The sequence below is a fragment of the Pseudomonas sp. NBRC 111132 genome, assembly GCF_001320565.1.
In the GTDB taxonomy this organism is placed as follows: Bacteria; Pseudomonadota; Gammaproteobacteria; order Pseudomonadales; family Pseudomonadaceae; genus Aquipseudomonas; species Aquipseudomonas putida_P.
The window spans coordinates 18,972-38,393 of sequence record NZ_BCBI01000001.1; the positions used below are offsets into that span (position 1 = coordinate 18,972).

Annotated in this window: 19 protein-coding genes; 13 read left to right on the top strand and 6 right to left on the bottom strand. The window is 62.6% G+C overall.

The features are described from left to right. Positions 1-12: 12 nt before the first annotated feature. From argJ to APH35_RS00090, 3 genes are all read left to right on the top strand, one after another. The gene (gene argJ / locus APH35_RS00080; protein WP_012274050.1) at positions 13-1,230 is read left to right on the top strand and encodes a bifunctional glutamate N-acetyltransferase/amino-acid acetyltransferase ArgJ; all 1,218 of its coding nucleotides are present in this window, start codon (positions 13-15) and stop codon (positions 1,228-1,230) included. Between the two features lie 130 nt (positions 1,231-1,360). Beyond that, the gene (locus tag APH35_RS00085) at positions 1,361-1,993 is read left to right on the top strand and encodes a glutathione S-transferase family protein (protein ID WP_012274049.1); all 633 of its coding nucleotides are present in this window, start codon (positions 1,361-1,363) and stop codon (positions 1,991-1,993) included. Beyond that, positions 1,990-2,934, top strand: coding sequence for a Nudix family hydrolase (locus APH35_RS00090; protein ID WP_060514009.1), 945 nt, complete (start codon positions 1,990-1,992; stop codon positions 2,932-2,934). Before APH35_RS00085 ends, APH35_RS00090 begins: the two co-directional genes overlap by 4 nt. Positions 2,935-3,064: 130 nt before the next feature. On the opposite strand, the gene APH35_RS00095 is transcribed toward APH35_RS00090, so the two are convergent. From APH35_RS00095 to APH35_RS00105, 3 genes are read right to left on the bottom strand one after another with little or no spacing between them, the layout of a single operon-like run. Beyond that, complete coding sequence (locus tag APH35_RS00095) at positions 3,065-3,631, bottom strand: cob(I)yrinic acid a,c-diamide adenosyltransferase (RefSeq protein ID WP_012274047.1); 567 nt, start codon at positions 3,629-3,631, stop codon at positions 3,065-3,067. A 1-nt stretch (position 3,632) separates the two neighbouring features. Then, positions 3,633-5,657 carry a sensor histidine kinase gene (locus tag APH35_RS00100; protein ID WP_012274046.1) on the bottom strand — a complete coding sequence of 675 codons (2,025 nt, stop codon included), beginning with the start codon at positions 5,655-5,657 and terminating at the stop codon, positions 3,633-3,635. Positions 5,658-5,694: 37 nt separating this feature from the next. Further along, positions 5,695-6,612, bottom strand: coding sequence for a putative 2-dehydropantoate 2-reductase (locus APH35_RS00105; protein WP_012274045.1), 918 nt, complete (start codon positions 6,610-6,612; stop codon positions 5,695-5,697). 100 nt (positions 6,613-6,712) lie between these two features. On the opposite strand from APH35_RS00105, the gene APH35_RS00110 reads away from it, so the two are divergent. The 3 genes from APH35_RS00110 to APH35_RS00120 all read left to right on the top strand — a co-directional run bounded on the left by APH35_RS00110 (position 6,713) and on the right by APH35_RS00120 (position 9,513). After that, positions 6,713-7,198, top strand: coding sequence for a YajQ family cyclic di-GMP-binding protein (locus APH35_RS00110; RefSeq protein WP_012274044.1), 486 nt, complete (start codon positions 6,713-6,715; stop codon positions 7,196-7,198). Between the two features lie 114 nt (positions 7,199-7,312). Continuing rightward, positions 7,313-8,155 (top strand): mechanosensitive ion channel family protein, encoded by an 843-nt coding sequence (locus APH35_RS00115; protein WP_012274043.1) that lies wholly within the window; start codon positions 7,313-7,315, stop codon positions 8,153-8,155. Between the two features lie 113 nt (positions 8,156-8,268). Beyond that, the gene (locus tag APH35_RS00120) at positions 8,269-9,513 is read left to right on the top strand and encodes an MFS transporter (RefSeq protein ID WP_060493230.1); all 1,245 of its coding nucleotides are present in this window, start codon (positions 8,269-8,271) and stop codon (positions 9,511-9,513) included. A 67-nt stretch (positions 9,514-9,580) separates the two neighbouring features. Here APH35_RS00120 and APH35_RS00125 read toward each other — a convergent pair whose 3' ends face one another. Both APH35_RS00125 and APH35_RS00130 read right to left on the bottom strand, forming a co-directional pair. Then, on the bottom strand, positions 9,581-11,128 hold the full coding sequence (locus APH35_RS00125) for an AmpG family muropeptide MFS transporter (RefSeq protein ID WP_012274041.1): 1,548 nt from the start codon (positions 11,126-11,128) through the stop codon (positions 9,581-9,583). Between the two features lie 43 nt (positions 11,129-11,171). Beyond that, complete coding sequence (locus tag APH35_RS00130; protein WP_012274040.1) at positions 11,172-11,525, bottom strand: MGMT family protein; 354 nt, start codon at positions 11,523-11,525, stop codon at positions 11,172-11,174. A 152-nt stretch (positions 11,526-11,677) separates the two neighbouring features. Here APH35_RS00130 and APH35_RS00135 point away from each other — a divergent pair, with 152 nt between their 5' ends. The 5 genes from APH35_RS00135 (at position 11,678) to groL (ending at position 16,327) form a co-directional block, all read left to right on the top strand. Then, positions 11,678-12,688: a DUF481 domain-containing protein gene (locus APH35_RS00135; RefSeq protein ID WP_012274039.1), complete on the top strand. Its 1,011-nt coding sequence runs from the start codon at positions 11,678-11,680 to the stop codon at positions 12,686-12,688. 152 nt (positions 12,689-12,840) lie between these two features. Further along, positions 12,841-13,572: a HugZ family pyridoxamine 5'-phosphate oxidase gene (locus APH35_RS00140; RefSeq protein ID WP_060493229.1), complete on the top strand. Its 732-nt coding sequence runs from the start codon at positions 12,841-12,843 to the stop codon at positions 13,570-13,572. Between the two features lie 65 nt (positions 13,573-13,637). Beyond that, a complete protein-coding gene (locus APH35_RS00145; protein WP_012274037.1) occupies positions 13,638-14,099 on the top strand; it encodes an FxsA family protein in 462 nt (153 codons plus the stop codon). A gap of 242 nt (positions 14,100-14,341) precedes the next feature. Beyond that, entirely contained in the window at positions 14,342-14,635 is a 294-nt protein-coding gene (locus APH35_RS00150) for a co-chaperone GroES (protein ID WP_012274036.1), read from the top strand. A 48-nt stretch (positions 14,636-14,683) separates the two neighbouring features. Beyond that, positions 14,684-16,327, top strand: a complete 1,644-nt coding sequence (gene groL, locus APH35_RS00155; protein ID WP_012274035.1) for a chaperonin GroEL — start codon at positions 14,684-14,686, stop codon at positions 16,325-16,327. A gap of 152 nt (positions 16,328-16,479) precedes the next feature. On the opposite strand, the gene APH35_RS00160 is transcribed toward groL, so the two are convergent. After that, positions 16,480-17,208, bottom strand: a complete 729-nt coding sequence (locus APH35_RS00160) for a phosphatase PAP2 family protein (RefSeq protein WP_012274034.1) — start codon at positions 17,206-17,208, stop codon at positions 16,480-16,482. Between the two features lie 183 nt (positions 17,209-17,391). Here APH35_RS00160 and colR point away from each other — a divergent pair, with 183 nt between their 5' ends. Both colR and APH35_RS00170 read left to right on the top strand, forming a co-directional pair. Beyond that, positions 17,392-18,075 (top strand): two-component system response regulator ColR, encoded by a 684-nt coding sequence (gene colR / locus APH35_RS00165; protein ID WP_003255215.1) that lies wholly within the window; start codon positions 17,392-17,394, stop codon positions 18,073-18,075. Beyond that, complete coding sequence (locus APH35_RS00170; RefSeq protein WP_012274033.1) at positions 18,065-19,375, top strand: sensor histidine kinase; 1,311 nt, start codon at positions 18,065-18,067, stop codon at positions 19,373-19,375. The genes colR and APH35_RS00170 overlap by 11 nt, the downstream gene beginning before the upstream one ends. The last annotated feature ends 47 nt before the right edge of the window (positions 19,376-19,422 follow it).

The following is a 19,422-nucleotide window of genomic DNA, read 5'->3' on the forward strand; positions in this document are numbered from 1 at the left end:
AGGAGCGCTCTAATGGCTGTTGGTCTTGGTCCTTTGCCCACCCTGCACCCGGTTCCGGGTTTTGAACTCGGCATCGCTTCTGCCGGCATCAAGCGCCCAGGGCGCAAGGATGTGGTGGTCATGCGCTGTGCCGAAGGCTCCAGCGTGGCTGGCGTGTTCACCCTCAACGCCTTCTGCGCGGCGCCGGTGATCCTGTCCAAGCAGCGCGTTCAGGGCACCGTGCGCTACCTGCTGACCAACACCGGTAACGCCAATGCCGGTACCGGCGCGCCAGGCCTGGCCGCAGCCGAACGTACCTGCGCCAAGCTGGCCGAGCTGGCGGGTGTGCCAGCTGAATCGGTATTGCCGTTTTCCACCGGCGTGATCGGCGAACCACTGCCGGTAGAGAAGATCGAGGGAGCACTGCAGGCCGCCCTCGACAACCTGTCGGAAAACCACTGGGCTGAAGCCGCCACCGGCATCATGACCACCGACACCCTGCCCAAGGGCGCCAGCCGCCAGTTCCAGCACGAAGGCGTGACCGTTACCGTGACTGGCATCAGCAAGGGTGCAGGCATGATCCGCCCGAACATGGCCACCATGCTCGGCTACATCGCCACCGACGCCAAGGTTGCCCCTGCGGTGCTCAAGGACCTGATGCTGGACGGCGCCAACAAGTCGTTCAACCGCATCACTATCGATGGCGACACCTCGACCAACGACTGCTGCATGCTGATCGCCACCGGCAAGGCCAACCTGCCGGAAGTGACCGAAGCCAGCGGCGCGCTGTTCGAAGCGCTGAAAAAAGCGGTGTTCGAAGTGTGCATGGAAGTGGCCCAGGCCATTGTCCGTGACGGCGAAGGCGCCACCAAGTTCGTGACCGTGCAAGTCAACGGTGGTGGCAACCACCAGGAGTGCCTGGACGTCGGCTACGCCGTGGCCCATTCGCCGCTGATCAAGACTGCGCTGTTCGCCTCCGACCCGAACTGGGGCCGTATCCTTGCCGCCGTTGGCCGTGCCGGCGTACCGGAGCTGGACGTGAGCTTGATCGACGTGTACCTGGACAGTGTGTGCATCGCCAGCAAAGGCGGCCGCAGCCCAAGCTACACCGAAGCGCAGGGTTCGGCAGTGATGGCCCAGGAGGAGATCACCATCCGTATCGAGCTGGGCCGTGGCCAGTGCAGCGAAACCATCTGGACGACCGACCTGTCCCACGAGTACGTGAAGATCAACGCCGAGTACCGTACCTGATCGAAAATGGGGCCGCGTTGCGGCCCAATCGCGACACAAGGCCGCTCCCACAAGGTCCTGTGAGAGCGGTCTTGTGTCGCGATTGGGCTGCAAAGCAGCCCCAAGACATCCAAACCAATGGAGCCGAACCATGAGCTATCACCTGATCATCGGCGACAAGCTGTATTCCTCCTGGTCGCTGCGTGGCGCCCTGGCCCTCGAGCTGGCTGGCGTGCCCTACGAAGAAACCCTGATCAAGCTCAACCAGCCTGATACCCGTCAGCGCATCCTCGCTTTTTCCTCCACCGGCAAGGTGCCGCTGCTCAAGAGTGAGCAGGGTGTGATCGCCGATTCCCTGGCCATTGCCGAATACCTCAACGAACAGCACCCCGAAGCCCAACTGTGGCCTGCCGACGTAGCCGCCCGTGCCCAGGCCCGTTCGGCTTGCGCACAGATGCACAGCGGTTTCTTCGCCTTGCGCAGCGCCATGCCGTTCGACCTGTCGCGTGACCAGGCCCTGGACGATATACCGCTTGAGGTGCAGGTCGACATCGATCGCATCGTCGCGCTGTGGTCCGAATGCCGTGTGGTGGCCAAGGACAGCGGCCCGTTCCTGTTCGGCAAGCCGAGCCTGGCCGACGCCTTCTTCGCCCCGGTGGCCGTGCGCCTGCGCACCTACCGCGTAGAGGTGCCGGCAGAGGCGGCAGCCTACATCGAAACCATTTATCAGTGGCCAGCCTTCCAGGCATGGCAGCAGGCCGGCCTGGCGGAGCGTGAAGGGTGAAACGGATACATGTTGTAGCTGCGGTCATTCGTGGTACTGACGGCCGCATTCTGATTGCACGCAGGGCCGATACCCAGCACCAGGGCGGCCTGTGGGAGTTTCCCGGCGGCAAAGTGGAGGAGGGGGAAGGCGTGGAAGCGGCATTGGCCCGTGAGCTGCGCGAGGAGCTGGGCATCGAGGTGACCCGCTCGCGTGCGCTGATCAAGGTCAGCCATGACTACCCGGACAAACAGGTGCTGCTGGACGTGCGCGAGGTCGAAGCGTTCACGGGCGAACCTCATGGCGCGGAAGGGCAGCCGCTGGAATGGGTTGCGCCGCGCGATTTGCCGCAGTACGAATTCCCTGAGGCCAACAAGCCGATCGTTGCAGCCGCACGCCTGCCGGACCAGTACCTGATTACCCCGGATGGCCTGGAAGTGCCGCAGATGCTCAAAGGCATCCAGAGGGCGGTGGCCAACGGTACGCGCTTGATTCAGTTGCGGGCGCCGGACATGTACGACCCCAAGTACCGCGATGTAGCGGTGGATGCCGTCGGGCTGTGCGCAGGCAAGGCTCAGTTGATGCTCAAGGGGCCGCTGGAATGGCTGGGCGATTTCCCGTCGGCGGGTTGGCACCTGACGGCTGCGCAGTTGCGCAAGTACGCCACCAAAGGCAGGCCGTTCCCCAAGGAACGCTGGCTGGCGGCGTCCTGCCACAGCGTCGAGGAACTGGCGCTGGCTGAGCAGATGGGCGTGGACTTTGTCACCTTGTCGCCGGTGCAGGCGACCCAGACTCACCCAGAGGCGGTGCCGCTGGGGTGGGATGAGGCGCAGCGATTGATTGCCGGGTTCAGCAAGCCGGTTTACCTGTTGGGCGGGGTAGGGCCGGGCGAGCGCGAGCAGGCCTGGAATGCCGGGGCACAGGGTGTGGCAGGGATCCGCGCGTTCTGGCCTGAAATCTGAGTCAATTGGGCCCCAGTGGGAGCGGGTTCATCGAGGCGTCGAACCGCCGCGAACACCGGCGCAGCCGGTGCCATACACCGCGTTGGATGCTTCGCGGGTAAATCCGCTCCCACAGGGAATCGCGTAAATTTCAGCCTTTCGGTTTCTCAGCAGGCTGCCACAACACCTCAGCCACGCCCTGGCGTCTGCCAATGATCCGCGCTGCCACGAACAGCAGATCGGAAAGCCGATTGATGTACGCCAACCCAACGCCTTGCAGCGGCTCTATGGCATTCAACTGCTGACACCGCCGCTCTGCACTGCGCGCCAGGCTGCGGCACACATGGGCTTGTGCCACCAGCGCCGAACCACTGGGCAAGATGAAGTTCTTCAACGGCCCCAGCTCTTCGTTCCACACATCGATGGCCGCCTCCAGGCGCTCCACCTCTGCCAGGGTCAACGCCTGGTAACTGGGCATCGCCAGCTCACCACCCAGGTCGAACAAGCGGTGCTGACATGGCACCAGCACAGCACTCAGCTCGTCCAGCCCTTGCTCGTCCAGCCCCGCCAGCAGCAGGCCCAACTGGCTGTTCAGGCTGTCCACCTCGCCAATTGCCTCGATCCGCGGGTGGTCCTTGGGTACCCGGCGTCCGTCGCCCAGGCCGGTTTCGCCCTTGTCGCCGGTGCGAGTGTAGATCTTCGACAGGCGGTAGCCCATGTCACTTCTCCGTGTTGGCCGGCGTCGCCGGCTGGCCGAGGGGCAAGCGCAGGGTAAAGCAAGTGCCCTGGCCGGGCGTGGACTGCACTTCCATCTGCCCCTTATGGTTATTGGTGATGATGAAGTACGAGACCGACAGGCCAAGCCCGGTGCCCTGGCCGATTTCCTTGGTGGTGAAGAACGGCTCGAAGGTGCGCTTGCGCACCGCTTCGGGCATGCCGACGCCGTTGTCCTCGACCTGGATCTCCGCCCATGGCGGGTTCAGCCGGGTACGCAGGGTGATGCGCCCGGGCTCACTCGGCTGCGGGCGCTGGTGGATGGCCTGGGCGGCGTTCTTCAGCAAGTTGAGCAGCACTTGTTCCAGCTCGTTGGCCGTGCAGGGTACTGGCCCCAGGTTGGGGTCGAACTGGCGCACGATTGCCTGGCCCTTGAAGTCGAAACCGATGGCCAGGTCGAAGTCATTGCCAGCAATTTCCAGTGCCTGGTCGATCAGTGCCGGCAGCTCGCACGGCACCAGCTGGCGGTTGCTGCGTCGGCTGAAGCTGAGCATGTGGGTTACGATTTTCGCCGCCCGGGCGCCGGCTTGCGCGATGCCGTCGAGCAGTTGCGGCACCTCGCGGCTGTCCAGGTAGCGGTTGACCGTGGCCAGGTCGATGCCCAGCTCTTGGGCCTGTTCCTGGTTGCGCGGCAGGTCGGTCGACAGGCGTCGGCGTATGTTTTGCACGTTGTGCAGGATGGCGCCCAGCGGGTTGTTGATTTCGTGGGCCATGCCGGCAGCCAGGCCACCGACCGAAAGCATTTTCTCCGATTGCACCATCATTTCTTCCAGTGACAGGCGCTGGGTGATGTCGTCGATACGGATGACCACACCGCGCCCGCCGCCGCCGGTCAGCGGGTAGAAGGTCAGGGCGTAATGGCGCAGGTCGTCGTCTTTGGGCCAGGTAACCCGCTCGATCTTCGCCACCCGGTGTTTTTCCACGGTTTCCTTCAGCTGTGGCAGGAACGGCTTGAGCGGTTCAAAGGCAATGAACACTGGCTGGTTCAGTGCTTCGTCCAGCGGCGTGCCGGAAAGCACCGTGGCTTCGTGGTTCCACTGGGTCACGTAAAGCTGTTCGTCGAGGGCGATCAGTGCCGAGGGCATCGAGTCGATGATGCTGTTGAGATAGTTCTGGAAGCCGGTGAGCTTTTTCTCGATCTTGCTGCGCACCTGCACTTCCAGTTCCAGCTTGCGGTTGGTGTGGCGGGTCTCCTCGGCCAGGCCCTGAGCCTGGTCGTAGGCATCCTGGAATTCGTCGCGGGCGCGCTTGAGCTGATGCTCGCGGGCCTCGATGCGCGACAGCATGGTATTGAAAGCCTCGGCCAGGCTGCCGATTTCATCGTCGTTGCCGCGCCGGGCGCGCAAGGCGTAGCTCTCTTCGCGGGTGACCTGGCGGCTGAGTTCTTCCAGCTGGTTGATCGGCTGGGTGATCAGGCGTTTGATCTGCCGGGCGATGACGATCCACAGCAGGATACTGAACACCAGAATGCCCAGGCTGGCGCTGAGGGTGCCGGTGTAGAAGGCCGTGGGCAGTTCGCTGCTGGCCACCAGCAGCAGGTGCGCCGGTGGGTTGGCATCGCGCGGAATGCGGATCAGCTGAGTGCTTCGAAATTCCATCAGGCGCCAGCCGTCGATGTTGCGAAAACGCTTGGGCAGGGCCAGCGGCTCGCCATGCTGCAGTTGTGCAAGCAGGCGACCATCACCCCCGTAGACAGCGGCAGCGCGCAGCGGTGTGTAGCTGTCCAGCTCCTTGAGCAGGGCGCTGGCGGTGTCGGGGGTATCGCCGGCGCGGGCCGCAAGCTGCGGGTTGGCTACCAGCCGGCCTATGGTCTGCAGAGCCTGCGGTGCCATGCTTTCCTGGGTGATCCAGTAGGCGGCGCTGATGAAGGTAAGGTTGGCCACCAGCAGGATGGTTACCAGCAATACCAGCAGGGCCGCCAGCAGCTTCTGCCCGACCGGCAGGTTTTCCAGGCGTTGGCGCAAGGTCATGGGCTAGGCAATGTCCGTATCCGGTTGGAGGGCCGCGTCAGTCGCAGGGCAAGCCACGCGTGCGCAGGTTTTCGACCAGGCGCTGCAGCAGGTGTTCCAGCTGCGGCAGCTGCAGGCCATGCCGGCCTGCGGCCCGGCAGGCATGGCCGAGCAGGTAGTGCAGCTCGGTGCGCCGGCCCGCGCGCACGTCCTGGTACATCGAAGAGTAGTTGGCTGCGGTGGCGAGGATAACCCGCTGCACTTCTTCGTCCAGCTCATCGGCTGCTTTCGGCTGACCACAGCGGCGTAGCAACTGGGCCAGCTCGACGCACAGAGCCTGCACTTCAGCCAAGTGCCCCAGCAGCCCGCCGTTCTGGCAGTCGTGCAGCACAGTCAGCGGGTTGATGGCGCAATTGAGCGCCAGCTTGCGCCACAAGCGGGTGAGAATGTCCACCGTCCACTCAGCGGGAATGCCTGCTTCGTGCAGGTCATCGAACCAGGCAGGGATCGTGGGGTTGCGTGGGTCGCCCAGCCAGTTGAAGCCATGGCCGGCAAAACGCACCTGCCAGTCCCCTTCGCGAAAGGCCCCCTCGGTGCTGGAGACGAAGATGCAGCGCGCGCGTGGCACCAGGTCGGCGACCTCATCCTGGCTGCCAAGGCCATTTTGCAACAGCAGTACCTCGGCGCCCTCGGCAAGCCGCGGTGCTACACCGGCGATCGCCAGCGCCGCATCATAGGCCTTGCAGGCTACCAGCAGGCGGTGGATCGGGCCTTGCGCCTGCGCGGTTTCGGCAGGGATGGCGTAGTGCTGGGGTTGTTCCTGTTCGACCAAGGTCAGGCCGCCGGCCTGCTGATAAGCCTGCAGCCGTTGCCCGTCGCGCAGGATCAGGCGCACTGCCTTGCCGGCCCGTGCCAGGCGGCAGGCCCACAGGCTGCCCAGGCTGCCGGCGCCGAGAATATGCCAGGTGCTGCTCATATGCGTTTCGCAACCCGTTATAATGAGCCCGCATTTTAACCGTCAAACCCAGCGCGCTCCATCTTCAGCCTGAGCGCGCTTTTATTTTGGGAGAACAACCATGCCTTCGTTCGACGTGGTATCGGAACTGGACAAGCACGAAGTGCAGAACGCCGTTGATAACGCCATCAAGGAGCTTGATCGCCGTTACGACCTGAAGGGCAAGGGCTCCTTCGAGTTCAAGGACAAAGATCAGACCGTGATGCTGACCGCCGAGGAAGAGTTCCAGCTCGAAGCGATGCTGGAAATCCTGCGCCTGGCACTGGTCAAACGCAAGATCGACGTGAAATGCCTGGAAACCAAGGACCCGTACCCTTCCGGCAAGGAAAAGAAACAGGAAGCCAAGTTCCGCGAGGGCATCGACAAGGACCTGGCGAAAAAGATCGTTGCCACCATCAAGGACGGCAAGCTGAAAGTACAGGCCGCCATTCAGGGCGAGCAGGTGCGCGTAACTGGCAAGAAGCGCGACGACCTGCAGGAAGCCATTGCCCTGCTGCGCACCAAGGAATTCGACATGCCGCTGCAGTTCAACAACTTCCGCGACTGATGCAGGCGCCGCCCGGAACCCCGATGGCGTAATGATGTCCATGGGGGCCGGGGCTGCGTAAACACGCGCGGCCTGTTTTACCGTGTACTTGCCGCTCGGCATCAGGAGATGAGTATGGATTTGAACGCTGAAGTCGATCAGCTGGTCCGCCAATCGCAAACCTGGATCCCTTTGATCATGGAATACGGCAGCCGTGTGCTGCTGGCACTGCTCACCCTCGCGGTCGGCTGGTGGATCATCAACAAGGTCAGCGCCCGCCTCGGCAAGCTGGTTGGCCTGCGCAACGCCGACCTGGCGCTGCAGGGTTTTATCAGTACCCTGGCGAACATCGTGCTGAAGGTGCTGCTGATGGTCAGCGTGGCCTCGATGATCGGCATCGAGACCACCTCGTTCGTTGCCGCCATCGGTGCCGCAGGCCTGGCCATCGGCTTGGCCTTGCAAGGTAGCCTGGCGAACTTCGCCGGCGGTGTGTTGATTTTGATGTTCCGCCCGTTCCGTATCGGTGATTGGATCGAGGCGCAGGGTGTTTCCGGCACCGTCGACAGCATCCAGATCTTCCACACCGTGCTGCGCACCGGTGACAACAAGACCGTCATCATGCCCAACGGTAGCCTGTCCAACGGCATCATCACCAACACCAACCGCCAGCCGACGCGCAAGGTGGTGTTCGATGTAGGTGTGGACTACGAGGCCGACCTGCAGAAGGCTCGCAATGTGCTGCTGGCGCTGGCAGAGGACCCGCGTGTGCTGCCTGACCCTGCACCGCAGGCGGTAGTGGCGACGCTGGGCGACAGCTCGATTACCGTGTCGCTGCGGTTGTGGACCAAGACGTCTGATTACTGGGACGTGATGTTCATGCTCAACGAGCATGCGCGTGACCGGTTAAAGGCCGAAGGGATCGACATTCCGTTCCCGCAGCGGGTGATTCGTGTGGTGCAGGAGACTGCAGCGCAGTAATTACGCATGAGACCGGGGCCGCAATGCGGCCCTTTTTTTACACTTGTTCACAGCAATATCACCCCATTTCTGGCATATAGCCTGACCCTTCCTGTCACACCCGATACGCCATCATGAAACCACTGCTGTACATCACCCCCTTGCGTGCCTTGCTGTTCGGCCTGACCCTGGCTCTGTTCGAGCTGCTGACCTACCTGGCCAGCGACGCGGTCATGCCGGCCATGCCGGTGGTGGTCGGCGACCTGAACGCCAGCCCCGAATACATTCCCCATGCTCTCAACCTGTACCTGCTGGGGGGCGTGGTACTGCAATGGCTGATCGGCCCGCTGGCCGACCGATATGGCCGGCGCCCGTTGCTGCTGGTCGGTTGCGCGTTCTTCGGTCTGTCCTGCCTGGCCACCTTCTGGGTCCATGATATTGGCCTGTTCAACCTGCTGCGCCTGTTGCAGGGCATAGGCCTGGGCTTTGTGGTCACGGTCAGCTACCCGGCGCTGAACGAGGCCTTCAGCGAGGCTGATGCCGTGCGCATGATGGCCTTGCTGGCCAACATTGCCCTGCTGTCGCCGCTGCTCGGGCCGCTGGTGGGCACCTTGTTGCTGCAGTGGCTGGACTGGCGCTGGCTGTTCGTGGCGTTCGCCATTGGCGCGGTGTTGGTCTGGCTGCTGCTGTATCGCCTGATGCCGGAAACCCTGGGTGTGGAACGCCGAGATGGCTCGCGCCTGGCATTCACACCAATCCACCTGCTGCCACTGCTGGCGGGCTACGGCCAGTTGCTGGCCAACCGCCGCTTCGTTGCCGGCAGCGCTGCCCTTGGGCTGGTCGGCTTGCCGCTGATTGGCTGGATCGGCCTGTCGCCGGTGCTGCTGATTCACGATGAGGGTTTAAGCACCCTGGAATACGCTTTGTGGCAGTTGCCGGTATTTGGCGGGCTGATTCTCGGCAACCTGATCATCAACCGTATCGCCGACCGCTACCCGTTGCCGGCTTTGGTGCGTGGCGCGCTGTGGCCGTACCTGGCCGGCCTGAGCCTGATGGTGCTGGTGACCTGGTACTGGCCGAGCGTGACCAGTGTGGTGGCGGGCATGTCGCTGTACGCACTGGGTTTGGGCGTGGCCAACGCGGTGCTGTACCGCATGACGTTGTTCTCCAGCGAGCAAAGCAAGGGCCTGGTTTCGGCCATGCTGGGGATGATCACCATTGCCTTGTTGGGGCTGGGCGGGGCGTTGCTGGCGATGATTGGCGCCGGTGCCAGCTTGCTGCACTTTGCCTTGGCGGCGGGTGTGGCGGGGGCGTTGGCGTTGTGGCCGTTGTGGTTTGTCGTAGGCGGGCGCCCTGGGGAAGGGGCTGTAGCTCAGTAACTTCATTGCCTGTACTGGCCTGCGCGAGTTCACCCGCGAATAGGCCAGTACAGGGGCCATCGATCTATCAGGGCCGCTCGGCCGCCGAGTTTTCCTCTGCCACCGGGGTGCCTCGCCCAGCCTCCTGGCGCCACTGCAGGGCGATCAGAATCAATGTAGGCACGCCCAGCAAGGCAGTAATCAGGAAGAAGTCGTGGTAACCGAACTTCTCCACCATCACCCCCGAATAGCCGCCGATCAGGCGTGGCAACAGCAGCATGATCGAGCTGAGCAGCGCATATTGGGTCGCCGAGAACTTGAGGTTGGTCAGGCTCGACAGGTAGGCGACAAAGGCCGAAGTGGCCATGCCAGAGCTGAAGTTGTCCAGCGAGATGGTCACCACCAGCATTTCCAGGTTCGGGCCCATGTCTGCCAGCATCAGGAACAGGATGTTGGTGCCGGCCGAGGCTACGCCGCCGATGAACAGGATCGGCATGATCCCGAAGCGCACGATCAACAGGCCGCCGACCCCGGCGCCGACCAGGGTCATGATCAGGCCGAAGATCTTGCTGACGCTGGCGATCTGGTCCTTGGTGAAGCCCATGTCGATGTAGAACACGTTGGCCATTACGCCCATCACCGTGTCCGACATGCGATAGGTGGCAATCAGGCCAAGCAGCAGCAGGGCTTGCCAGCGGTAGCGGGCGATGAAGTCGTTGACCGGGGTCAGCACTGGGGCCAGGCCGCGACGGCCGAGGCTCGACAGGCACGCCCAGGTCAGCAGCACGTAAAGGATCAGGCGCAGGAAAGCGCGGTCTTCCAGTAACAGATCGAGCGGCGTGGCGTCACCGGAAATCACGCTGGACCAGCCGGTGTTGAACATCTGGGTGAAGCTGGCCGGTACCGACACCAGGAGGATGATCAACACGAACACCGAGGCCATCTGGTGCACCAGCCCATAGCGTGCTGCCGACAGCTGAGTGCGCATGGGCACTGGCGGTTCGCGCATGACCAGGGTGGTGAACAGGGCGGGCAGCATCATGACCCCGAACATCACGTAGGTGCCGGCCCATGCCTTGTGCAGATAGCTGAAACCGGTGGAGCCGAACCATTCGGCAAAGAACAGCGCGCCGGCCGTGGCCAGCAGGGCAGCTACCCGGTACCCGGCCATGTAGCTGGCAGCGAGCGCAGCCTGACGCTGGTCGTCAGCGATCTCCAAGCGGTAGGCGTCCACAGCGATGTCCTGGGTCGCCGAGGCAAAGGCCACCAGCACGGCCATGGCAATCAGCCATGACAGATGTTGTTGCGGGTCGCACAGGCTCATGCCGACCAAGCCGATCACCACCAGCGCCTGCGATAACAGCAGCCACGAGCGGCGGCGACCCAGGCCACCGAGCAGCGGCAGGCGCCATTGGTCGAGCAGCGGCGACCACACCCACTTGAAGGCGTAGGCCAGGCCGATCAGGCTGGCATAACCAATGGTTTCACGGGCCACGCCGGCTTCGCGCAACCACACCGACAGGGTCGAGAACACCAGCATGTAGGGCAGGCCGGCGGCGAAACCGAGTAGCAAAAGTACCAAGGTTGACGGGCTGGCATAGGCAGCAAGCGCAGCGCGCCAGGTTTTACGGGGCATGGGCCAACATCTGCCTCAAGTTTGCGAAAACAAAGCGCGCACTCTAACCGCTGTGCTCCATTGGGCGCCAGCCATGGCGCGTCATATCCACACGATTGTTGGTTACATTCACACCTTCCGCGCGTAGTCGCGCCCGTTGTTCATCCCCCGATGGGGTGCCCAGTGCCAGGCTCAACCGGCCCCCTGCACCGAGCACCCGGTGCCAGGGCAGGCGTGTGTCCTCGGGCAACTGCCCAAGGGTACGCCCGACCCAGCGCGCTGCTCGGCCAAGCCCCGCCAGTTCGGCCAGTTGGCCATAGCTCACCACTTTGCCGGCCGGCACCTGCCCAAGTACTGAATATAGCGCCGTTCGTCGGCCCTCGGCGGAATCAAGCGCGTGCGCATATCCATCAGACATCACGCCCCCCTTGGGCTGTAGATGAAACCGGACCGGTGGTCCGGCAAATGAGAGTTGAACTCAACGGCATGTGCTCGGTCTGTCCTTGCTCTGGCCGGCGGTATCTGGATAATGCCCGGCTTTTTTCGTCGAATCGAACCCGTAGTCCGCTTATGAATACTAGATCGTTGTTGTGCCTGCTAGCTGCCTCCTTGTGCGCCTCCCCGGTGTTCGCCGACACCGTGTGGATGAAAAACGGTGACCGGCTCAGTGGCAAGATCAAAGTTTTCGACGGCGGCAAGCTGCTGCTGGAAACCCCCTATGGCGGCTCGATCGCCCTGGACTGGAAAGAAGTCCAAACCCTGGAAAGCGACCAGGAGATGCTGGTCAAGCAGGACGCCTACAGCGGTGAGAAGGCCAAGTCGCTGAAGGCCGCCGAGCCAGGCAAGGTGACTCTGGCCAATGGCGAGGCGCCGAAAACGGTGGAACTGGCCAGCATCGAGCAGATCATGAAGCCCAAGCCCCTGGTCGAGGACTTCGTATGGAAAGGCAACGTCGACGTAGCGCTGGACTACAAGCGCGCCGAGAACGACACCGACGATTACGACGTAGGCTTCAAGACCACCGCCCGCCATGGCCGCTGGCGGCACAATGCCGAAGGCGAATACAACCGCGAGACCAAGGACGACGTCACCACCACCGACAACTGGAGCGCCGAGTACGCCCTGGACCGCTTCATGACCGAGAAGTGGTTCTGGCAGGGGCGTGCGGAATACAAGCGCGACCGTATCGAAGACCTGGCCCGTCAGCGTACCGTCGGCACCGGCCCGGGTTACCAGTTCTGGGATGACGAACTGGGCGCGTTCTCGCTGGGCTCGCTGATCAACCGCACCGACTTCGAGTACCAGGACGGCTCCAAGGACAACTTCTATTCCGCGGCGGTGAAGTGGGACTACACCCGCTACCTGATCGGCAAGAACGTGCAATTGTTCACCAACGGCGAGTTCGCCAAACCGTTGGGTGGCGTGGCCGACTACTCGCTGGATGCCGAGATTGGCCTGCGCTACAAGGTCACCGAGTGGGCCTCGCTGAACCTCAAGGCGGAGAAGGACATCATCACCGGCACGCGTGAGAGTGACCTGGACAAGACGCGCTATACCGCGGGCTTCGGCGTTACCTGGTAATTTTTTGGGGCCGCTTTGCGGCCCATCGCGACACAGGGCCGCTCCTACAGGGGATGGTGTACGGCCTGCAGGCGGTCGGAAGGACCCCATTGGCACTGGACCTGATAATGCTTATCTTGTCCTCCATCCAGTCCGCCAGGAGCCGCCCTCAAGTGAGTACCAACGCCATCCGCCCCGCCCGGGAACTGCTGCTCAAGGAATACCGTGGCGTGCTCTCGACTCATTCCAAGTCGATGCCCGGCTACCCCTTCGGTTCCGTCGTGCCGTACTGCCTGGACGCCCAGGGCAACCCGCTGATCCTCATCAGCCGCATTGCCCAGCACACCCACAACCTGCAGAAAGACCCGAAATGCTCGCTGCTGGTGGGGGAGCGCGAGGCGGAGGATGTGCAGGCCGTGGGGCGCCTGACCGTGATGGCTGAGGCACACAAGCTGGTCGACGAAGCCGCTATCGAGGCGGCTGCCGAGCGCTACTACCGCTATTTCCCCGAAGCGGCCAACTACCACAAGGCCCACGACTTCGATTTCTGGGTGTTGCAGCCAGTGCGCCACCGCTACATCGGCGGCTTCGGCGCCATCCACTGGCTTGACCAGGTAACCCTGGGCAATCCGTTCGCCGGCAAGGCCGAGGCAAGCATGGTCGAGCACATGAACAGCGATCATGCCAACGCCATCGCCCATTACGTCGAACTGACCGACCTGCCGCAGCATGCGCCGGCGCAGATGGTTGGCGTAGACAGCGAAGGCATGCACCTGCGCATCGGTCAGGCCGTGTATTGGCTGCCATTCCCGAATACTTGCAACACGCCGACACAAGTCCGCGAAGCCTTGGTTTTACTGGCGCGCGCCGACCAGTGGCCGGTTCAGGCGCAAGTCGAGGGTTGAAATCTGGAGCGCAGGCATCCATGTGAGGTCTTATTGGAAGGTTATCTTCCGTCGAGGAACCCTTGATGCGTGCTTTTCTACTGCTGTTTCTGATTTTTCCTGTGCTGGAGCTGTTCGTCTTCGTGAAGGTCAGCGCGGCAATCGGTTTCTTCCCGGCGTTGCTGCTGATCATCGCCGGCTCCGCCCTGGGTGTGCTGGTGATGCGGGTGGCCGGCCTGGCCACCGCACTGCGCGCCCGTGAAAGCCTGCAACGTGGCGAATTGCCCGCCGAGGACATGTTCCAGGGCATGATGCTGGCCGTGGGTGGTGGCCTGCTGCTGCTGCCGGGCTTCATCAGCGATGTGCTGGGCGTGCTGTGCCTGCTGCCGTTCACCCGCCGCCTGGCGGCGCGCAAGATGCGTGAGCGTGCCGAGGCCCAGGCCATGCGTCAGCGTGCGTTCCAGGATGACCCGTTCCAGGCGCAGCCACGAGAGGGTGGCCATCGCCCGAACGTGATCGAAGGCGAGTACGAGCGCCGCGACAAGTAAAACGCCCGGGGCCGCGCAAGCGGCCCCGGTTTTTTTGGTCTGACGAAAAATTTTGTATCTCAAGCCTTGTAATTGATTATGGCGGCCTCATGTATGTGGTCACCGCAAGGTTTCTGGCGGCAACGCCAGACATTACACAGGTGGTTCGCCCATTGCGGGCCACCTCCCGGCAACGCCGGACAGCATCAACCCGCCGGTGTCGATACCGGCCGATGAAAACCACAATTTGGGAGAGATCGACAATGAAGCTTCGTCCTCTGCATGACCGCGTCGTTATCCGTCGCAGCGAAGAAGAATCGAAAACCGCTGGCGGTATCGTCCTGCCGGGTTCGGCCGCTGAAAAACCAAACCGCGGCGAAGTTGTTGCCGTCGGCACCGGTCGCATCCTGGAAAACGGCGAAGTTCGCGCGCTGGCCGTGAAAGTGGGTGACAAAGTGGTTTTCGGCCCTTACTCGGGCAGCAACACCGTGAAAGTCGATGGCGAAGACCTGTTGGTCATGGCCGAGAACGAAATCCTCGCCGTCATCGAAGGCTGATTTCCCCGACTTCCCGTTACTCCAAAGAATTCCAAGGATTAAACGATCATGGCTGCTAAAGACGTAAAATTCGGCGATTCCGCTCGTAAGAAAATGCTGGTTGGTGTCAACGTTCTGGCTGACGCGGTAAAAGCGACCCTGGGCCCGAAAGGCCGTAACGTGGTACTGGCCAAGAGCTTCGGCGCGCCAACCATCACCAAGGACGGCGTTTCCGTCGCCAAAGAAATCGAGCTGAAAGACGCGTTCGAAAACATGGGCGCCCAGCTGGTCAAGGAAGTGGCTTCCAAGGCCAACGACGCTGCCGGTGACGGCACCACCACCGCTACCGTTCTGGCTCAGGCCATCGTCAACGAAGGCCTGAAAGCCGTCGCTGCCGGCATGAACCCGATGGACCTCAAGCGCGGTATCGACAAGGCCACCGCTGCAGTCGTTGCCGAGCTGAAGAACCTGTCCAAGCCATGCGCCGACTCCAAGGCCATCGCCCAGGTAGGCACCATCTCCGCCAACTCTGACGACTCCATCGGCAACATCATTGCCGAAGCCATGGAAAAAGTCGGTAAAGAAGGCGTGATCACCGTTGAAGAAGGCTCGGGCCTGGAAAACGAACTGTCCGTCGTAGAAGGCATGCAGTTCGACCGTGGCTACCTGTCGCCATACTTCGTCAACAAGCCAGACACCATGGTTGCCGAGCTGGAAGGCCCGCTGCTGCTGCTGGTCGACAAGAAAATCTCCAACATCCGTGAGCTGCTGCCAGTTCTGGAAGCCGTTGCCAAGGCCGGCCGCCCACTGCTGATCGTTGCCGAAGACGTCGAAGGCGAAGCGCTGGCTACCCTGGTAGTCAACAACATGCGCGGCATCGTCAAGGTTGCAGCGGTCAAGGCGCCAGGCTTCGGCGACCGCCGCAAGGCCATGCTGCAGGACATCGCCGTCCTGACTGGCGGCCAGGTCATCTCCGAAGAAATCGGTCTGTCCCTGGAAACCGCTACCCTGGAGCACCTGGGTAACGCCAAGCGCGTCATCCTGTCCAAGGAAAACACCACCATCATCGACGGCGCTGGCGCCGACACCGAGATCGAAGCACGCGTCAAGCAGATTCGCGCCCAGATCGAAGAAACTTCCTCGGACTACGACCGTGAGAAGCTGCAAGAGCGTCTGGCCAAGCTGGCTGGCGGTGTTGCCGTGATCAAGGTCGGTGCCGGCACCGAAGTTGAAATGAAAGAGAAGAAAGCCCGCGTTGAAGACGCCCTGCACGCTACCCGTGCAGCCGTTGAAGAAGGCGTGGTGCCTGGCGGTGGTGTTGCTCTGGTTCGTGCCCTGGCCGCGATCGTTGACCTGAAAGGCGAAAACGAAGACCAGAACGTCGGTATCGCCCTGCTGCGCCGTGCTGTTGAAGCCCCGCTGCGCCAGATCACTGCCAACGCCGGCGACGAGCCAAGCGTTGTCGCTGACAAGGTCAAGCAAGGTTCGGGTAACTTCGGTTACAACGCTGCTACCGGTGAATACGGCGACATGATCGAGATGGGTATCCTGGACCCAGCCAAGGTCACCCGTTCGGCCCTGCAAGCTGCTGCTTCGATTGGCGGTCTGATGATCACCACCGAAGCCATGATTGCTGACGCTCCGAGCGAAGCCCCAGCTGGCGGCGGCATGCCAGACATGGGCGGCATGGGTGGCATGGGCGGCATGATGTAAGCCAGCCTTACCCCCTGCACCATCAAAAAGCCCCGGTTCGTGAGAACCGGGGCTTTTTGCTTGGTGTGGGTTATGTGGCGCCTGCGAGATCGAGCGCCGCGCGGGCGGCGCTCGGTTTACGCACCGCATCAAACTCAAGACATGCTCCTCTGTCAGGCGACGCTACGCTCGACGACAGGCTCCTCAGCCACCCCATGCCGATACAGCACAAGGTAATAAGACCCCAACCCTATCAACCAGCAGAACACTGCCGTCCACACGTTGTGCGACAAGAAGTGCGCCCCTTGCATCATTCTGCCCACCGACAGCACCGACCCTGCTATCAAGGCCACCACGAATGCCACCTGTGCCAGACGCGGCTTGCGATCACGCAACATGAAGAACAGGCCGAACAGGCAGAACCCGGTGGCTGCATGCCCACCCGGCCAGCACAGCCCGGCTTTGTCGGTAGCCGGCCGTGGCTCCAGCAGCTTGCTGTAGGTTTCCGTGCCGCCAAACTGTGTGAGGCTCCACGGGCACTGCACCTGGGTGACCTTCTTCAGCGGTGTGACAAACGCCGTGGACAAGCCCAGTGCCAGCACCAGGCAGCCCAATTCGCGGCGCCAGCCGAACAAGCGCTTCCAGAAAAAGCTCGCAGCAAAGGTGAACAGCGATAGCACCCCCAGCAAAATCACCACTTGCTTGACCCGGTCATGCAGGATGTTTTCCAGAAGGTAGCTGTGGCGGCCAATGAACTGCCCGGCAACGGGATCGAAGAACAGGTTGGCCACATCCATGTCGACCGAAGTCAGCTCCAGCAGAATCAAGGCCAGCGCGGTCGCCAGGGGTATCCCCAGGTACAGCCAGTAGTTGATCGGGCGAGGGCGGGTGCGTTGCTGCATGACGGCTCCAGGGCGCGAAAAAGATCGGGCATTGTCGGCTGGCCGCTATCCTGTGTCCGTGAAGGATCAGTGAAAAAACCGTCAAGTGCGGTGAATTTTCCCAGGGGCTGGCACCGTGCAGGCATAGGCCTTAAGCTGCGCCTGCCGCGCACCACAGCGAGAAGCGCCGCACAGGAGAAACCGATGCGCATTCTTTTGGTTGAAGACAACCGCGATATCCTGGCCAACCTGGCCGATTACCTGGGCATGAAGGGTTACACCGTCGACTGTGCCCAGGATGGCCTGTCCGGCCTGCACCTGGCCGCCACCGAACACTACGATTTGATCGTGCTCGACATCATGCTGCCCGGCATCGATGGCTACACCCTGTGCAAGCGCCTGCGCGAAGACGCCCGCCGCGACACGCCGGTGATCATGCTCACCGCCCGTGACCAGCTCGACGACCGCTTGCAAGGCTTCCGCTCAGGTGCCGATGACTACCTGCTCAAGCCGTTTGCCCTGTCGGAGTTGGCGGCGCGCATCGAAGCGGTGCTGCGCCGTGCCCAGGGCGGCGGGCGCCGTACCCTGCAGGTGGCGGACCTCAGCTACGACCTCGACACCCTCGAAGTTACCCGCCAGGGCCGCCTGCTCAAGCTCAACCCGGTCGGCCTCAAGCTGCTGGCGGTGCTGATGCAAAAAAGCCCGCACGTCCTGCGCCGCGAGGTGCTGGAAGAAGCCCTGTGGGGCGACGACTGCCCCGACAGCGACAGCCTGCGCAGCCATGTGCACCAGCTGCGCCAGGTGATCGACAAACCGTTTGAAAAACCGTTGTTGCATACCGTCCATGGCGTCGGCTATCGCCTCGCCGAGGGCCGCGATGGAGTTTAAGCAAAGCCTTGCCCAGCGCATCATCATTGCTTTTGCCTTGATGAGTGCGCTGGTGGCCGGGGCCTTCGCCTTTGGCATCGTCGCCACCGTGCACCTGGTTGAAGAGCGGCTGATTTCCTCGGTACTGGGCGGTGACCTGCAGCGCCTGTTGCGTATGGACAGCGTCAGTGACTGGAGCCACCGGCCGCGTCCCGACCAGCTGTTCTACTTCAGCGGCGGGCGCGACGATTTCGAGCTGCCCAAGGACTTGCGCCACCTCGATCGCGGCTTCCACGAGGTGTTCCGCGACCAACTGTCGTATCACGCCATGGTCGAGATCGTCGATGGCCGCCGCTATGTACTGCTGCAGGATCAGAGCGATTTCGAAGAGCGCGAGCGTGTGCTGTTCGCGGTGGTGGTGGTGGGCTTCGTGCTCAGCCTGGTGCTGGCCGTGATCCTCGGCTGGCTGGTGGCACGTCGGGTAATGGCACCGGTCATCCGTCTGGCGCGCCAGGTGCGTCACCGCGACCAGTTGCTGGGCCTGGCCCCGCCACTGGCACCGGATTACGCGGCGGACGAAGTGGGCCAGCTGGCAGTCGCGTTCGATGACACCCTGGGCCGCCTGCGCGACGCGTTGACCCGCGAACGGCTGTTCACCAGTGACGTCAGCCACGAGCTGCGCACACCGTTGATGGTGCTGGCGACCTCCTGCGAGTTGCTGATGGAAAACCCTAACCTCGATGCTCGCGCGCGCAGCCAGGTGGAACGTGTGGCGCGGGCCACCGAGGAAATGCGCGAATTGGTCAAGACTTTCCTTATGCTGGCCCGGGCGCAGCGCGACGAGGGTGCGGTGGCATCGCAGGCGACCCTGCGCGAAGTGGCCGATGAGCTGATCGGCGTATGGCGCGACACCATCGAACAGAAGGGCCTCACCCTGTACTTCGATGGCCGTGTCAGCGCCAGCCCGGTGCTGTACAACGCCACCTTCCTGCAGTCGGTGATGGGCAACCTGCTGCGTAATGCGGCGCACTACACCGATGGCGGCTACATACGCCTGAGCCTGGAAGCCAACGGCTTCAGTGTAGAGGACAGCGGCGTGGGTATTCCTGAAGAGCAGCGCGAGGCCATGTTCAAACCGTTCGTGCGTGGTGATGAACGGCGTGGCGAGGGCCTGGGCCTGGGCCTGTCGTTGGTGCAGCGAATTTGTGACGACCAGGGCTGGCATGTCACCCTGACATCCACTTTGCCGCATGGTTGCCGCTTTCGGGTAGACCTGAGCAACACAGCCGGCCAAGGCGACCCGGATGCCTTGGCTGAGTAATCTGTTGTAACAGGTCAAATGGGGCTCAACGTTTTTTTCACATTGGC

Excerpts from the sequence above, each read along its gene's own strand:
- argJ (WP_012274050.1), top strand. The coding sequence starts at position 13 with ATGGCTGTTGGTCTTGGTCCTTTGCCCACCCTGCACCCGGTTCCGGGT.
- APH35_RS00085 (WP_012274049.1), top strand. The coding sequence starts at position 1,361 with ATGAGCTATCACCTGATCATCGGCGACAAGCTGTATTCCTCCTGGTCG.
- APH35_RS00095 (WP_012274047.1), bottom strand. The coding sequence starts at position 3,631 with ATGGGCTACCGCCTGTCGAAGATCTACACTCGCACCGGCGACAAGGGC.
- APH35_RS00100 (WP_012274046.1), bottom strand. The coding sequence starts at position 5,657 with ATGACCTTGCGCCAACGCCTGGAAAACCTGCCGGTCGGGCAGAAGCTG.
- APH35_RS00105 (WP_012274045.1), bottom strand. The coding sequence starts at position 6,612 with ATGAGCAGCACCTGGCATATTCTCGGCGCCGGCAGCCTGGGCAGCCTG.
- APH35_RS00110 (WP_012274044.1), top strand. The coding sequence starts at position 6,713 with ATGCCTTCGTTCGACGTGGTATCGGAACTGGACAAGCACGAAGTGCAG.
- APH35_RS00115 (WP_012274043.1), top strand. The coding sequence starts at position 7,313 with ATGGATTTGAACGCTGAAGTCGATCAGCTGGTCCGCCAATCGCAAACC.
- APH35_RS00120 (WP_060493230.1), top strand. The coding sequence starts at position 8,269 with ATGAAACCACTGCTGTACATCACCCCCTTGCGTGCCTTGCTGTTCGGC.
- APH35_RS00125 (WP_012274041.1), bottom strand. The coding sequence starts at position 11,128 with ATGCCCCGTAAAACCTGGCGCGCTGCGCTTGCTGCCTATGCCAGCCCG.
- APH35_RS00130 (WP_012274040.1), bottom strand. The coding sequence starts at position 11,525 with ATGTCTGATGGATATGCGCACGCGCTTGATTCCGCCGAGGGCCGACGA.
- APH35_RS00135 (WP_012274039.1), top strand. The coding sequence starts at position 11,678 with ATGAATACTAGATCGTTGTTGTGCCTGCTAGCTGCCTCCTTGTGCGCC.
- APH35_RS00145 (WP_012274037.1), top strand. The coding sequence starts at position 13,638 with ATGCGTGCTTTTCTACTGCTGTTTCTGATTTTTCCTGTGCTGGAGCTG.
- APH35_RS00150 (WP_012274036.1), top strand. The coding sequence starts at position 14,342 with ATGAAGCTTCGTCCTCTGCATGACCGCGTCGTTATCCGTCGCAGCGAA.
- groL (WP_012274035.1), top strand. The coding sequence starts at position 14,684 with ATGGCTGCTAAAGACGTAAAATTCGGCGATTCCGCTCGTAAGAAAATG.
- APH35_RS00160 (WP_012274034.1), bottom strand. The coding sequence starts at position 17,208 with ATGCAGCAACGCACCCGCCCTCGCCCGATCAACTACTGGCTGTACCTG.
- colR (WP_003255215.1), top strand. The coding sequence starts at position 17,392 with ATGCGCATTCTTTTGGTTGAAGACAACCGCGATATCCTGGCCAACCTG.
- APH35_RS00170 (WP_012274033.1), top strand. The coding sequence starts at position 18,065 with ATGGAGTTTAAGCAAAGCCTTGCCCAGCGCATCATCATTGCTTTTGCC.